The sequence below is a fragment of the Nocardia sp. CA-107356 genome (assembly GCF_050946365.1).
Taxonomy (GTDB): domain Bacteria; phylum Actinomycetota; class Actinomycetes; order Mycobacteriales; family Mycobacteriaceae; genus Nocardia.
Window position 1 is genome coordinate 5115723 of record NZ_CP191992.1, and the last position, 14593, is coordinate 5130315.

The following is a 14593-nucleotide window of genomic DNA, read 5'->3' on the forward strand; positions in this document are numbered from 1 at the left end:
ATATCGGGATTCCGCGCGTCTAACGCAAACATTCGGCTATCCGCATTCTCGGGCCATACTATGGAGCTATGCCCGAAAACGAGAGTGCGGGTCGTGGGGGTTCCCTTGTCGGAGAGGCGCGGCAGGCGGTGTTGGTCGCGGGCATCTGCTCGGTGGTGCTCGGGGTGCTGATCGCTGTATGGCCGGACAAGACCGACGCGACCGCGGAACTGTTGTTCGGTCTCTATCTCCTATTGAGTGGTGCGCTACAGCTGATCATCGCGATGGGTTCTCGATTCTCGGCCGCGCTGCGGACCTTCGTGTTCTTCAGCGGCGTCGCCTCGGTCGCGCTGGCCGTGTTGTCGCTGCGTGGCACGAACTCGGTACTGCTACTGGCGGTGTGGATCGGCCTGGGCTGGGCCGTCCGAGGCATCGCGCAAGCCACCGTCGCCGTCTGGGCCGACGAGTTGCCCGAGAGTGGCTGGCAAGAGGTGTTCGGCCTGCTGACCATGTTCGTCGGAATTGTCATGATCGCGTTGCCCTTCGATTCCGTCGACATGCTGGGCATGGCGGCCGGTGGCTGCGCGATCGTGATCGGCGTGCTGGAAGTCCTCACCGTTGCTCGCGGCCGCGGCGAGGTCGTCCCGGTCCCGCGGGCGGCGCGTATTCCGGCCTCGCCGAACTGAGTTGGCGCACAACCGCGTTGGCGCGGTTTCGGTGGCGCGAAGATCATCGGGCGGGTTAACTGTCGGGCATGGCACCCACGGCAAGTGGTTCGGAACTGATCGTTGTCACCCACGGTGCCCGGGCGGGTATCGATCCGAATGCGGTGCGCGAGAGTCTCGCGGCGCAGTCGCGTCTGGTCGAGTTGTTACCGGAAGGCGGTGCGCCGGTGCGGATCTTCGGGCCCGCCGATCGGCTGCCGCAGCGGATCGCTGGCACCGATCAGGAGCCGGTCGGTGCGGAGTATCTGAACTATTTCGCGGTGCGGGGCGTCGGAGCGGAACTCGAGGCGGTCGCGGATCGGCTGCGTGCCGATGATGCGGTCGAGGCGGCCTACGTCAAACCGCCCGCCGAGCCGCCGATCGCACCACCGGTCGTCCTGGCCGATATCGCGGCCCGTCGACTCGAGGACGCACCACCGGTTACGCCGAATTACGAAGCCCGGCAAGGATATCTGGACGCCGCGCCACAGGGCGTGAACGCGCGCTGGGCTTGGACCCGACCCGGCGGTCGCGGCGCGGGTGTGCGCATCGTGGACGTGGAGGGCGCGTGGCGATTCACCCACGAGGACCTGTTGGCGAACCAGGGCGGGGTGATCGGTAATGCGCCGTCGGCGGATGCGGGGTGGCGCAATCACGGCACCGCGGTGGCCGGTGAGATCAGCGGTGACGTCAACACTTTCGGTATCACCGGCATCGCCGCCGACGCCGCCATCCGCGCGGTCTCGGTCTTCGACGCGGGCTCCGCCGCCGCCATCCGCACCGCCGCCGACGCACTCGGCGCCGGCGACATCATCCTGCTCGAACTGCACCGGCCCGGACCGCACTACAACTACCAGAACCGTTCGGACCAGGCGGGATACATCGCGATCGAATGGTGGCCCGACGACTGGGCCGCGATCCGCTATGCCATCGGGCGCGGCGTCATCGTGGTCGGGGCCGCGGGCAACGGTGCCGAGGACCTGGACAGCGCGCTCTACGACACCCGGCCCGCCGACTTCCCGTCTTCCTGGCGCAACCCGTTCCGTGGCGGCGCGGTCGATTCCGGCGCGATCCTGGTCGGTGCGGGCGCCCCGCCGCCGGGATTCCACGGCCGCGATCACGGCCCCGCGCGCTCACGGCTCGCATTCTCCAACTACGGATCCCGCGTCGATGCGCAGGGTTGGGGCCTCGAGGTGACCACCACAGGATACGGCGACCTACAGGGCGGCACGGACGAAGACTACTGGTACACCGACACTTTCAGTGGGACCTCGAGCGCATCCCCGATCGTCGTCGGCTCGGTCGCCAGCTACCAGGGACTCGCCGCGGCGGCCGCCGGACGTAAGACCCCGGCCGAAGTGCGGGCCCGGCTGCGCGCCACCGGCTCACCCCAAGCGGACGCGCCGGGACGGCCCGCAACCCAGCGGATCGGGAATCTGCCCGACATCCGGGCCATGATCGCACCGTGAATCCGGGACGCGTGGCGTGGTGCGACTGATGTGAATCCGGCGCTGGCCATGGTGACCGTCGCCGTGTCCGGCTTCGTGGGCTACTGGTGTGCGTGGCGAAAACGCCCCGGAACGCCTACGCCGTACGACAGCTCGGTTGGCGGACCGATGCTGTGGCCGGCGAGCGAGCCATGGCCGAGCTGCCCCGGCCCCCACGACCAGGCGGGCTGGAGTCCCTACTCGAACTCCCCGGAGGAGTTGATGTCCCCGGCGGACGCCAGGTTGGAACGGTGGATCCATGCCGGCCGTTACGACAGGGCTCTGACCCCACAGGAGCGGGAAATCCTCGACGGGCTGGACAGAACTGTCCGGTTGCCGAAAGGTCCGATTGCGATGCTGCCGGTCGCGCAACTGTTCGTGCGTGACGTGCCCGGTTTGCGTCCACCCGCGGGGGCGGACCTGCTGCAGGTGTTGTGGTGCCCGCTCGACCACGACTCCGACCCGAGGCCGTAGGCATGCCCAAGACCGCGATGTTCTGGCGGTCCGCCGCCACGGTCACCGACATCCTCACCGACCCACCGGAACCTCCCGCCGTGCAAAACGGCACGGACTATGTACCCGTGCCCGCGTCTGCCCGGTGTCGCCCGACCACCCACATGCCCTATTGATGCAGTGACCCGGAACGCGTCGAACGATCGACCACACTGTGGACGACCGGGCGCACAAACATCCACCATTTCGTCCCATCGGCCGCCGCGGCGACGCGCGGACGGGTCGCTGTCGGCTCGATATCGGCGCGCTAAACCCTTCGTCGGACACTCGCTCGGTATCGGCCAGGCTTCGCACCGACGTCTGGCCGGACAGCGTCAATACCGGCGTCGCCGCGCCTTTCTTCGGCCGTATGTGTCGACCGGGAGCGTCGCAGCCGGTGCGATTTACCGCCCCACACGAACGCGAACCAGCCGCTTACCCGATCCGGCTCCCTATTCCAGCAGCGCCACCTTCGCGTCCGCCCCGAACTCGGCCACCAACCGATCCAGTGCCGCCGCATACGTCGCTCGGTATTGGGCACGGTGATCGTCGCCAAGCAGATCCGTACCGCGTCGCTCACTGGCATCGGACGCGTCCGAACCTGCCCCATCGACCGACCTCCGACCCACTACCGCGGATAGCTTCCCGAGTCGCCCCGTCGCGGACGTGCCAGGACGCCGTCGAGACGGCGGCTGTTGGCCCGGCTCGGTTGCTGCCGCCGGATTGTTGTGCGCGACTGGGATTCCGGTGCCGCGGTGACAGGGCGGCGCCCGGGTGTCGTGGAAACATGTGGACAACGTGGGGTGGCGAAAGGTGAACGGCGCATGGAACTTTCGGCGCGAGTTCGGGCCGGAGTTCTCGTCTGTCGCGGGGCGGGCCACTCGTGGACGATCGGCCTTTCGGGCCGCGATTTCGCGCTGACCTGGGCAGAGACGTGGATACCCGCCCGTGGCAGATCCTTAGCGGCACAGTCGAAGTGGGATTCGCTCGCCACCGATGGGGGGTGGCGGCGGTGCGGGTGGGCGGAAGATTTTGGGTAGGGTTCGGCGGCGCGGCAGGGGTGAGTGCCGTCGCAACCGGAGACCGATGTGACGCCGAGGAGACTGTGGTGGGTGTCGTTACTGTCCGCGAAGAGCAGGCTATTCAGCGGTTGACCGATCGCTTGGTCGACGACTACCCGACTGAGCAGGTCGAGACCGTGGTGGCGACGGCGCGGCAGCGGTTCGCGGGGCATCCGGTGCGCGAGTTCGTCCCGATTCTCATCGAGCGGATCGCACGCCGGGAGTTGGCGGCGGCATCCGTCGTCGAAGGCGGAAGCGATATCGCATCCGCCGCCGGAACTGGGGCGAAAAGTATTGCCGTTCGGGGAAATACGGGGACACAAGCCAACGCGATACGCCGGATCGTCGGGTCCGGCGCCGGTAAGCTCGTCGCCGATAAGCGGTTGATGGCACTGGCCGCCGCCGTCGTCGTCCTGGTCCTCGCCCTGGTCGTCGGATTCGCCGTGCGCCAGCCCGACCAACCCATCGCGGCCGGCGCGGCGGCGCCCGGGGTGACCACAGTGCGCGGCGTGGTCGGCTCGGAGAAGATGGCGTTCTTCGAAGATCCGCGCGTCGTGGAGGCACTCGCCCGCAATGGCGTGAAAGCGGCGGTCGATCCGGCGGGGTCGCGCCAGATCGCGACCTCGATCGACCTCGGGAAATACGACTTCGCCTTCCCGTCCAGTGCGCCAGCGGCCGAACGGATTCAGCGGGCACGCAATATCAGCACGAAGTACACGCCGTTCTCCTCGCCCATGGCGATCGCGACCTTCCAACCGATCGCGGATCTGCTGACCGCGGCCGGTGTGCTGCGTCCGGGGCCGGTGTCGACCTTCGACATCGCCCGATACCTCGAACTCGTGCGCAATGACGTGGAGTGGGACAAGCTGCCCGGCAACACCGTGTACCCGGTGCACAAGAACATCCTGGTGTCAACGACCGATCCGCGCACCTCGAATTCCGCGGCCATGTACCTGGCCATTGCCAGCCACGTCGCCAACGACAACACCATCGTGCAGGGCCCGGCGGCCGAACAGTCGGTGCTGCCCACAGTATCGCGGCTGTTCGTGCGGCAGGGGTACACGGAGAATTCCACCGAAGGGCCATTTCGCGAATACCTTTCGGCGGGCATGGGACCGACGCCGATGGTCTGGATCTACGAGTCGCAATTCGTCGAGGCGACCGTGCGCGGGCAGATCACGCCCGGCATGGTGCTGGCCTACCCGTCCCCGACCGTGCTCTCCCAGCACACCCTGGTGCCGCTGACCGCCTCCGGCGATCGCATCGGCCGCCTGCTGGTCACCGACCCGGACCTGCAGCGACTGGCCGCCGAGCACGGCTTCCGCACCAGCGATCCCACCCAGTTCGCCAAGGTCACCGCCGACAACCACGTTCCGGTGGCCACCGATGTGATCGACGTGATCGACACCCCGACCAACGACACCCTCGAACACCTCCTCGACGGCGTCACCAAGACCTACAACTAACGCCAGGTCCGCAGGCCCTTGCCCAGGGCATTTACCGGCGACCCCCATGTCCAGGTCATGACCGATTGCCCAGTCGGCCCGACGGGGGGATCGTGGAGTACAAAGCGGACATATCGAATGACGGAGGTCGAGTAGCGGGGGTCGGGGGATTCGGGTAGCCGGACACTCGTGGCAAGGGGGGCGTGTTCCGGTCAGGCTGGGGGTCGGGGACGGAGGAAAGGAGCCTCCTCATGGGTGGGATATTCACCAAGACGGCCGTGCATGCCGGTTTACTGCGGTCGGCGCCCACGGTGGGTACACACGGGATGGTGGTCTTCGGGACCGGCACCGACTGCTATCTCTCGCATCGGCCGATGTTCTTCGCGCCATACGACTTCCAGGTGCTGCTCGATGTCGAACTGGATGAACGCGGCCGCCGGGCGCTCGGCGCCGACCGACGTGCCGGATTCGGCGGCTGCCACGCCTTCGATCCGGCGGACCTGTCGCTCGCCGAACTCGATCCGGGCGCGCAATGTCCGCGAACTACATTCCGGGGCAATCTGATTCGCGGGTACCTGGATCGGCGCGGCACCGTGATCGCGCGCGACGTCGGCGTTACCGTGCGCCACGTCGTATCCTTCGCCGAACTCGATCCGCATCCATTGCACACCGGTGAGTTGCTGACCCATCTGTGCTTCGGGAGGGCGGGCAAGATGTATCTGGCGCACCGGATCGCGCGGCGTCCGAGTTTCGACCAGATCGTCGCGGCTCGGCTCATCCCCGACAGCGTCACCGACCTGCTCGGCTTCCCGTTGCCCGACGATGTCACCGAGTTCGAGTTCGAGCGGGCACAGCCGATCATTCTGGGACAGCGCGAGTTCACCGGCCAGCGTTTGCGGATCGGGGAGGTCGCGGTGGCCGCATTCCATGCGACGGCCTCGGCAAGTGGGGAGCGCGGCTTCCTCGTCGAGATCGCGGTCGAGCGGCAGATCTATCTGGAGGTCGCCGACCTGGTGTGATGTCAATACGCCGGAGGTAGCGGTTCGGGGTGGATCGGATCAGGGTGGGAATCGGCCGAGGGGAGGACGCCCGGTTCGGCGCGGCCGCTTACCGTCGGATCATGTCCGAATCGGTGCTGTCCGCTCCAGCGTCCGGTCGACGGATCGCCGAGGTCGACATACTTCGGGGATTCGCGCTTTTCGGGATCCTCATCGTGAATGTCAATGTCGCCACACTGATCTGGTCGTTCGCCGGGACCGACGACGATCCGCGGCTCGGCTTCGACGGTACGGCCGACCATGTGGTGAACGCCGTGGTGGAGGGGCTGTTCGGGGGCCGGTTCTATCTGCTGTTCGCGTTTCTGTTCGGCTATTCGTTCACCCTGCAGATCGCGGCGGCGCAGCGCGCCGGTGTCTCGGCGAATCCGCGGTTGCTGAGACGCTGTGCCGCGCTGATGGTGATCGGATCGGCGCATGTGTTTGTGCTGTGGATCGGCGACATTCTGACTCTGTACGCGTTCCTGTGCCTGATCTTGATTCTGCTGCGGTGGCTGGGGCCGCGGGCGGCGGTTATCAGTGGGGCGGTGTTGTATGGAGTGTGGTCGGTATGGGCGTTTCTGCCGAGTTCCGGCGGTGTTGCGGCGCTTGCCGATGTGTTCGACGTGCTGGCGTTGCATGAGGCGTATACGGGCAGCTTCGGTGACACCTTCGCGATGCAGTTGTCACAGGGGCCGTGGTGGATGCTCCTGACCTGGTTCACCCAGGGCGTTCCGGCGCTCGGATTGTTCCTGATCGGGATGGCGGCGGGCAAACGCACGTTGTTCACCGATCGGGAGATGTTGCGCGGCTGGGCACCTCGGGTATTGGTGGGCGGGCTGGCGGTCGGGCTGCCGGTCTCGGCAGTAACCTTCGCGAATGTGATGGACTGGCTCGAGCCACCACCGTATTGGGGCGGGATCCAGGAATTGGTGAACCCGTTCATGACCTTCGCCTATATCGCCGGGATCATCATGTTGACCGAATCGGGGCGCGCCGCACGGTATCTCGCACTGCTCGCACCGGCCGGTCGAATGGCGGCATCGAATTACATTCTGCAGTCGGTGGTGTTGATGGTGATCTATACCGGTTATGGTTTCGCGCTCGCCGATGATGTGCCGCCGGCGGGCGTTATCGGGATCGCGCTGGTGACTTATGCGGTGCAGATCGTGCTCAGCGAGCGATGGTTGCGCAGTCATGCATATGGGCCGGTGGAGTGGGTTTTGCGGGCAGCGACGTATCTGTCGGTTCCGGCATGGCGTCGGCCGGAATATGTTCCGGTATCGCGGGAATGAGTGGTGACTATGCGGCATATCGGCCGATCTGGAATTTCGCATAGGGAACTGAAAGAAGACGGCCCGCGGACAGCAATCCGTTGCTAGTGTTCTAGATTCGGGTTCCGGTAGTAATCGCCTAGGAACGGCGTATGTGCAGGTCACACGCTTACCTTGACGCTGAGAATGATCTTGGTAGTCCCGCGGTTGCTCTACGTTCTGATATCACACGCAAAGCTCGGCGCCGCTCGCTGCCCGGTATGTCTGCCGACCGGGTCGGGCCGGGCGCTCCCCTGATGACAGGAAGGACGTGAGTGCTGATGTCCCAGCAGAAGAAGACTTCGGGGAACAAGGCGGGTATTTCTCGCCCGGCTATCCGCAGGCTCGCGAAACGTTCAGGTGTGCAGCGCGTCTCCGATGGAGTTTTTGCAAAGGTGAACAATGTCGCGAGGATGTATATTACGGATATCCTCGACCGTGCCGTCGTCTACGCCAACCAGTCGAAAAGGAAAACGGTTGCACACCAGGATGTTCTGCTCGCGGCGCAGCGCGTCGCCGAGCGCGCAGATATCCCGCCGAGTGCTCCTCCCGCGGACTCTCACCAACCGCTCCGCCAGAACCCGCCGCCATCCGATGCGAGCGATGACGCGTTCATCCGAGACATACTGGAGCACAGCGATCCGGATGTGACCTGGAGTCCGGAAGCCGAAGCCGAGCTCGGCAAGGTCCTCGACGACTTTCTTGAACTCCTCGACGAAAAGGCATCCGAAAAAGCATCGGCACAACAAAGCACGACCATCACCGAGGACGACATCCAGGCTGCGATCGAAGAAATACTGCCGGAAGACATCGTCCAGAAGATCCTCGCCGCAGCGGGGACAGCGCCGCACCGAGGATGAGCGGCCCGGCGTGACGGGGTGTGAGAGTCGGTCGCGATAGCACTCGCCGAAATCGGGTGGAGAACGGTTTCGCCAGGCGTGAACGGGCCACGGCTGAAGTCGTCGGTGTGGTCTTCGAAGAGTTCCACTGCCCGCCGGTAAGACAGCGAGGGTCGACATCCTCTACCGTCACACCGGGTTTCGCCTTGCGGTCGGTTCAGCGGTCGGTGGCGGTGACGCTGGCAGTCAGTGTTTCGAGCAGCGTACGGGCGAATTCAGTTGGGGTTTCACGGACTCCGCTGTGGCCGCCCGGAAATTCGACGAGCGGGTGCTGTAGCTGGCTCGCGATGGTTTCGGCGGTGCGGTAGGGGAGTTGGCCACGGGTTTCCCGTCCCGCTGCCAGTACGAGGCGATCCCGGACGGCGGCGAGTGCGGTCGTGTCGGGGCGGTAGGCGGTGATCTGGCGCAGTTCGTGGGCGAACATCACCTGGGTGTTGGCCATGAGACGGCCGAGCATCTCGGCGGTGCGGGATGGGACCTCCGCTGGATCGGGCAGCGGCTTGGACGTGACGCCGACGGCCTGCATGAAACGCCCGCCTGCGGCAGCGGGGCCCTGTTCATAGAACAGTTCGACCACCTCCTCGACCATCGCCCGGTGCGCATCCGCATCGGGAAGAATCGCGAAGCACGGCGGCTCATGGGCGAGGACCAGCCGCAGTCGTTCGGGATGGCGGGCGAGCAGGTCGAGCGCGACGACCGCGCCGCCGCTGATGCCGGCGACATAGGCGTATTCGCCTGCGGGCGTGAGGTGTTCGAGGAGTCGGTGCGCGTCGTCGCTGAATACCTCGACCCGCTGGTCCACGGGTTCGGGATCGTCCAGGACGCTGCGTGAGTAGCCGCGCGGATCGGCGGCGACGACGGTGAAGTGCTGGGCGAGGGTATCGGCGATCGGATCGAAAATTCCGGCGTCGCCGCCGCTGCCCGGTAGTAACAGCAGCACCGGGCCACTGCCCCGAACCTCGTAATACAGGGTGGCGCCCGGCACGGCGAATGTTTCTGTTCTCACTGAGTTTTCGCCTTCTCGTCGGTCGACGGCCAGTGGGTGAGAGTGGTGTGCAAAGCGTCGACAATGCGGTTCCAGGATGCGGTCGGCGGCCGGGAGTGGCCGAAGCCGCCGCTCGCCTCCAGGGTGGCATATCCATGAAATGTGCTGCGCAACAGGCGAACCGCGTCGGTGATATCGGGCTCGTCGAGACCATAGGCGCGTAGCATCCCGTAGGTCAGATCTATCGCCCGCCGCCCGCCGGTCCAGTCGGCGGCGGTGCTCGGGTCCATCGGCATCTGCGTGGCGGCATAGCGACCCGGATGCGCCAATGCGTAGGCGCGCCATTCGTCGGCGAATGCGGCGAGTGCGTCCCGTCCGGCGCGCCCGGCCACCGCCGCGGCGATACGGCTGGTCTTCTCGTCGGCGGCCAGCATGGCGACACGAGTGCGCAAGTCCTCGAGATTTCTGATGTGCGAGTAGAGGCTCGCATCCTTGACGCCGAACTTCCTTGCCAGCGCCGCCACGGTGATGTTGTCGAAGCCGACCTCATCCGCCAGTTCTGCTGCTGCCTGCGTGATCCGGTCGACAGTGAGCCCGGCGCGTGGTGACATAGCCTCTCCGCTCAAGCTAGGGTACTTAGTTTATAACCTAGTTCCCCTAGTTTTAACAACCCTGGCGCCAGCGCGGCCCCAGTCCACGGATTCGAGGATGTGCTCGGCGGCGGGAGCGGGGCTTGGCGTCCTTGGAATTTCACCGGTCAGCAGTGCCCGGCCAGGTGGAGGTTCTCGATATCGACCCGGAGCAGTTCGTCTGAGCGAGAGCAGGTTTCGTAGCAGTGGCTGCTCCGTGCACGTGGATGTCGCGGCGGCCGATGAGCCGGTCGATCGCGGTGCGCGACCGCACCGGGTGTCGGAGTCCGGCGGGGTGAACCCGGCCGAGGCCGGGACGGTCGGCGCGACTTTGGCGTCCTCGCCGGCGTGCTCCCGCCCAGGGCTCATGCGGCTTCGCACGGAAAGTGTCCGTCCAGAGCGGACGACAAAAGCAAGGGCAAGGAGGTTGCACACCCCTTGCCACTTTCAACATATAGCGCACCAGGGGCCTTGCGGCAAGACCCCTGTCGTGCTGCAGAATGTCCAGCCGAAGTCAGAACCTGCGGAAATCAGGGATTCCCGATGTACACGTGCTCTGGCGATGTATGGGTCGCGCGGGGCGTCGAACCGCCGATGGGCTCGGGGTGCGGTTGCTCGGCGCGGAAGTGCGGGTGCGCGCGCCGTTCCGAACGCGCGGAGCAGCTGGTCGAAATGCAATCTTGTCGAATGAGGGGTTTTCATGATTGACGTGATCGTTGCCGGTGGCGGACCGACCGGGGTGATGCTGGCCAGCGAGTTGCGGTTGCACGGCGTGCACGCGCTCGTGCTGGAGAAGGACGCGGAGCCGACCAGGATCGTCCGCTCGCTCGGCCTGCACGCGCGCAGTATCGAGGTGATGGACCAGCGCGGTTTGCTGGCGCAGTTCCTCGCGCATGGCAAGCAGTACCCGGTCGGCGGCTTCTTTGCCGGCATCTCCAAGCCGCAGCCCGACCGGCTGGACACCGCCCATGCGTACCTCCTCGGAATCCCGCAGACCATCACCGAGCGGCTGCTGACCGAGCACGCCACCGAACTCGGCGTCGAGATCCGGCGCAGCTGCGAACTGGTCGGGCTGAGCCAGAACGAGGACGCGGTGACCGTCGAGCTGGCCGACGGCACCCAGCTGCGCTCGCGCTACCTCGTCGGCTGCGACGGTGGCCGCAGCACGGTGCGCAAGCTGCTCGGCGTCGGCTTCCCCGGCGAGCCCAGCAGGGTCGACACGCTGCTGGGCGAGGTGGCGATGACCGCGCCGCCGGAGACAGTGAACGCCGTGGTGGCCGAAGTCCGCAAGACCCAGCTCCGGTTCGGCGCCATACCCCTCGGGGACGGGGTGTACCGCATCGGCGCGCCCGCCGCGGGGGTGGCCGAGGACCGCACGGTCCCGCCGACTCTGGATGAGCTGAAGCAGCAGCTGCGGGCGACCGCCGGCACCGACTTCGGCGTGCACTCACCGCGCTGGCTGTCCCGTTTCGGCGATGCCACCCGGCAGGCCGAGCGCTATCGGGTCGGCCGGGTGCTGCTGGCCGGCGATGCGGCGCACATCCACCCGCCGACGGGCGGGCAGGGGCTCAACCTCGGCATTCAGGATGCGTTCAACCTCGGTTGGAAAATGGCCGCCGAGGTCAACGGCTGGGCACCGGAGGGACTGCTGGACAGCTACCACACCGAACGGCATCCGGTGGGCGCCGACGTGCTGATCAACACCCGCGCGCAGATGGAGCTGCTGGCTCTCGAGCCGGGGCCCCAGGCAGTACGCCGGCTGGTGTCGGAGCTGATGGACTTCGAGGACGTGAACCGGTACCTGATCGAGAAGATCACCGCGATCGGGGTCCGCTACGACTTCGGCGAAGGTCACGAACTGCTCGGCAGGCGGCTACGGGACGTAGGTCTCGAGCGAGGGCGACTCTACGAGCTGATGCGCGGCGGCCGCGGACTGCTGCTCGACCAGACCGGCCTGCTTTCGGTGGCGGGCTGGGCGGACCGGGTCGACCACGTAGTCGACGCCAGTGCGGAACTGGACGTGCCCGCGGTGCTGCTACGACCGGACGGCCACGTGGCGTGGGTCGGTGACGATCAGCAAGATCTGCTCAGCCAGCTCCCGAAATGGTTCGGTGCTGCCGTCAGCTGAGCGTGCAGTTCCGGTCCGAGACGATGGCCTCGTGGCCACAAAGCCGTCGCGGTCGATCAGCCGCACCGGAGTTGAGATATCGGGAAGGAGTGGGCACGCGGCGGGCGGGTGCGCAAGAAAGTTGGTGGGGGACCGATTAGTTCGCGGCGGCGGGGCGGTCCACATTCTCGAAGACCCATGACTACAGCTCGAGGAGATCTTGATGACCCCGACTTCGACCGCCGCCGCACAAACCCTCGACGTGCCCGGCGCGCGGCTGCATTACGAGGTGCGCGGTAGCGGACCGCTGGTCGTGCTGGTCGGCGCCCCGATGGACGCGACGGCCTTTGCGCCGCTGGCCGAGTTGCTCGCCGTCAACCGCACCGTACTGACGACCGATCCGCGCGGGCACCAGGGCAGCGTGCTCGACGATCCGGAGCAGGACTCGACTCCGCAACTGCGCGCCGACGACCTCGCCCGCCTGATCGCCCACCTCGGAATCGGTCCGGCGGTGGTTTTCGGATCCAGCGGCGGCGCCGTAAGCGTGCTGGCACTGGCCGAATCCCAACCGGACCTGGTCACCACCGTGATCGCCCACGAACCCCCGCTCGGCGAACTGCTCGACGACCGCGACCGAGTGCGCGCCAACACCGACGATATGATCGCCACCTACCGCACCGGCGATGTGGTCGGCGCATGGCGTAAGTTCATGGCCAACGCCAACATTCAGATGCCAGAACCGGTGCTGCAGCAGATGTTCGGCGGCGAGCGCGACCCACGACAACTGGCCAGCGAACGCTACTGGTTCGACCATGAGATGCGCGGCACGATCACGTGGGAGCCGAACAGCGCTGCGCTGCAATCGACCCCGGTGCGCATCATTATCGGCATCGGCGCCGATTCGACCGACCAGCTCTGCGACCGCGCCTCCCGAGCTCTCGGCGCGGCCATCGACGTCACGCCGGCCATATTCCCGGGCGGGCACACCGGATTCGTCGAGGATCCAGCCGCATTCGCCGCTCGCTTGCGTGAAGTGCTCGAAGCAGCCTCGTAGTGTCCTGCGTCGGGAATTCGTTGAAGATATGAGGCGAGTCGTTCGAGGATTTCGTCGGCATCGGCCGGCTGCGGCTCCAACGTGGCCACCAGCACCGCCTCGATCTGCTCGTCGGTGATCGCGCGCGGCGCCCGGCCGCGCGCGCATCGACCGCCCCTTTGAGCCGCCGCGCGACGAACCGGTCACGCCACTTACCCACAGTCTGCGGTCAGATCCCCAGATCGGCCGCCACCTCTTTGTTCGATTTGCCTGTCGGACGAAACTCCTCGTCGTCCAAGGCGAGCCCCACGCGACCTTCCAGCCGCAGATCACAGCGTGGCGAACCCAAGGTAAATCCACAGCTACCCACTTGGCCGCCTCATCAGAACTACGAGGGTTGTCGTATCAAAAGGCATTCAGTGGCGATGGGCTTTTCCGCACCTGGTGACCATGGCAAATTAATTCAGCGGATCGCTCCTAGCTGCGATAAATCCGGTCAGCTGATAATTTGTTCGCGATTATTGAATATATCCGCGTCTATCTTATGTCCATCCATCAACCCGTATATTCCCCGCATATTCGTGCCGCCCCTGACGCCGATAACCATCACGGGAAACTCGAAGTCTGCCCGCCGCAGGTGCTCAACAGCATGTCACCCGTGTCCGGCAGTGACATCGGCGGATGACAGGCTCGATGCTGCTTCGCTCGTGGTGTGGTGACGAGTGTGGCCGCTGATGTAGGTGTGCGCTCCATTCTGTGGCAATACAGTAATGCGGCACTGATCACGACCAAGACCTGCGTCAGCCACCGTATCGGCGGTAGGCTGCAGCAGTATTGCACCGACACGGATAGATTTCCGAAGGCTTGGTAACCGTCTTGCGATCCGGATCGCAAGACGGTACAGATATTGTGTCGATTCAATTGAGAGCACGAAAGTTCCGTCAGAAAGTTCGACTCGTAGAAATCTGGCAGCAACAAACAGGCGTCGATGTAGAATGACATTCATGTCGGCTGATGTCGACGCTGGTTATACCCGGCTGCTGGTGGCGGAAGATCACCCTATGGTGGTGATGGCGTTGGACTCCGCCTTCGAACTCGTCGACGACATCGAGGTCATCGAAATAGCGAGGTCGGTCGAGGCCACCATCGGTGCAGCAAGCCGTCACCATCCGCACGTCATCCTGCTCGACCGTCGGCTGCCCGATGGAGATGGGATCGATGCGATCGAGCGGCTGCGCACCGTCTCCCCGGAGACCAGGATCCTGGTCTTCACCGGGGATGCGAACCAATCCATGGTCGATCGGGTGATCGCGGCGGGTGGTGCTGGCCTGGTGCTCAAAACCGGAGTGTTCGACGACCTACTGGACGCTATTCGGCGGGTCGCCGCTGGCCAGGATTACTTCGACGTCGACCTCGGACACTGAG

General features: G+C 65.7%; 12 protein-coding genes. 10 read left to right on the forward strand and 2 right to left on the reverse strand.

What is annotated here, in order from left to right; translation table 11 throughout:
• The first annotated feature begins 68 nt into the window (after positions 1-68).
• The 7 genes from ACQP1G_RS22985 to ACQP1G_RS23015 all read left to right on the forward strand — a co-directional run bounded on the left by ACQP1G_RS22985 (position 69) and on the right by ACQP1G_RS23015 (position 8375).
• Positions 69-665, forward strand: coding sequence for an HdeD family acid-resistance protein (locus tag ACQP1G_RS22985; RefSeq protein WP_433207971.1), 597 nt, complete (start codon positions 69-71; stop codon positions 663-665).
• 68 nt (positions 666-733) lie between these two features.
• Entirely contained in the window at positions 734-2152 is a 1419-nt protein-coding gene (locus ACQP1G_RS22990; protein ID WP_433207974.1) for a S8 family serine peptidase, read from the forward strand.
• 30 nt (positions 2153-2182) lie between these two features.
• Positions 2183-2644, forward strand: coding sequence for a hypothetical protein (locus tag ACQP1G_RS22995; RefSeq protein ID WP_433207977.1), 462 nt, complete (start codon positions 2183-2185; stop codon positions 2642-2644).
• 1126 nt (positions 2645-3770) lie between these two features.
• On the forward strand, positions 3771-5189 hold the full coding sequence (locus ACQP1G_RS23000) for a three-helix bundle dimerization domain-containing protein (RefSeq protein WP_433207980.1): 1419 nt from the start codon (positions 3771-3773) through the stop codon (positions 5187-5189).
• A 230-nt stretch (positions 5190-5419) separates the two neighbouring features.
• A complete protein-coding gene (locus ACQP1G_RS23005) occupies positions 5420-6187 on the forward strand; it encodes a hypothetical protein (RefSeq protein ID WP_433207983.1) in 768 nt (255 codons plus the stop codon).
• A 101-nt stretch (positions 6188-6288) separates the two neighbouring features.
• Positions 6289-7497 (forward strand): DUF418 domain-containing protein, encoded by a 1209-nt coding sequence (locus tag ACQP1G_RS23010; RefSeq protein WP_433207986.1) that lies wholly within the window; start codon positions 6289-6291, stop codon positions 7495-7497.
• A gap of 299 nt (positions 7498-7796) precedes the next feature.
• Positions 7797-8375: a histone-like protein gene (locus ACQP1G_RS23015; protein WP_433191617.1), complete on the forward strand. Its 579-nt coding sequence runs from the start codon at positions 7797-7799 to the stop codon at positions 8373-8375.
• A gap of 196 nt (positions 8376-8571) precedes the next feature.
• On the opposite strand, the gene ACQP1G_RS23020 is transcribed toward ACQP1G_RS23015, so the two are convergent.
• Together ACQP1G_RS23020 and ACQP1G_RS23025 are read right to left on the reverse strand one after the other, a co-directional pair.
• On the reverse strand, positions 8572-9420 hold the full coding sequence (locus ACQP1G_RS23020) for an alpha/beta fold hydrolase (protein WP_433191618.1): 849 nt from the start codon (positions 9418-9420) through the stop codon (positions 8572-8574).
• On the reverse strand, positions 9417-10010 hold the full coding sequence (locus ACQP1G_RS23025; RefSeq protein WP_433191619.1) for a TetR/AcrR family transcriptional regulator: 594 nt from the start codon (positions 10008-10010) through the stop codon (positions 9417-9419). Before ACQP1G_RS23025 ends, ACQP1G_RS23020 begins: the two co-directional genes overlap by 4 nt.
• Before the next feature lie 718 nt (positions 10011-10728).
• On the opposite strand from ACQP1G_RS23025, the gene rox reads away from it, so the two are divergent.
• From rox to ACQP1G_RS23040, 3 genes are all read left to right on the forward strand, one after another.
• Positions 10729-12156, forward strand: coding sequence for a rifampin monooxygenase (rox, locus tag ACQP1G_RS23030; RefSeq protein ID WP_433191620.1), 1428 nt, complete (start codon positions 10729-10731; stop codon positions 12154-12156).
• Between the two features lie 202 nt (positions 12157-12358).
• Complete coding sequence (locus ACQP1G_RS23035; protein ID WP_433191621.1) at positions 12359-13189, forward strand: alpha/beta fold hydrolase; 831 nt, start codon at positions 12359-12361, stop codon at positions 13187-13189.
• Positions 13190-14172: 983 nt separating this feature from the next.
• The gene (locus ACQP1G_RS23040) at positions 14173-14592 is read left to right on the forward strand and encodes a response regulator (RefSeq protein WP_433191622.1); all 420 of its coding nucleotides are present in this window, start codon (positions 14173-14175) and stop codon (positions 14590-14592) included.
• Position 14593 lies beyond the last annotated feature (1 nt).

Coding starts and splice junctions, on each gene's coding strand:
- ACQP1G_RS23035 (WP_433191621.1), top strand. CDS start 12,359: ATGACCCCGACTTCGACCGCCGCCGCACAAACCCTCGACGTGCCCGGC.
- ACQP1G_RS23010 (WP_433207986.1), top strand. CDS start 6,289: ATGTCCGAATCGGTGCTGTCCGCTCCAGCGTCCGGTCGACGGATCGCC.
- ACQP1G_RS23040 (WP_433191622.1), top strand. CDS start 14,173: ATGTCGGCTGATGTCGACGCTGGTTATACCCGGCTGCTGGTGGCGGAA.
- ACQP1G_RS23005 (WP_433207983.1), top strand. CDS start 5,420: ATGGGTGGGATATTCACCAAGACGGCCGTGCATGCCGGTTTACTGCGG.
- ACQP1G_RS23025 (WP_433191619.1), bottom strand. CDS start 10,010: ATGTCACCACGCGCCGGGCTCACTGTCGACCGGATCACGCAGGCAGCA.
- ACQP1G_RS23015 (WP_433191617.1), top strand. CDS start 7,797: ATGTCCCAGCAGAAGAAGACTTCGGGGAACAAGGCGGGTATTTCTCGC.
- ACQP1G_RS22985 (WP_433207971.1), top strand. CDS start 69: ATGCCCGAAAACGAGAGTGCGGGTCGTGGGGGTTCCCTTGTCGGAGAG.
- ACQP1G_RS22990 (WP_433207974.1), top strand. CDS start 734: ATGGCACCCACGGCAAGTGGTTCGGAACTGATCGTTGTCACCCACGGT.
- rox (WP_433191620.1), top strand. CDS start 10,729: ATGATTGACGTGATCGTTGCCGGTGGCGGACCGACCGGGGTGATGCTG.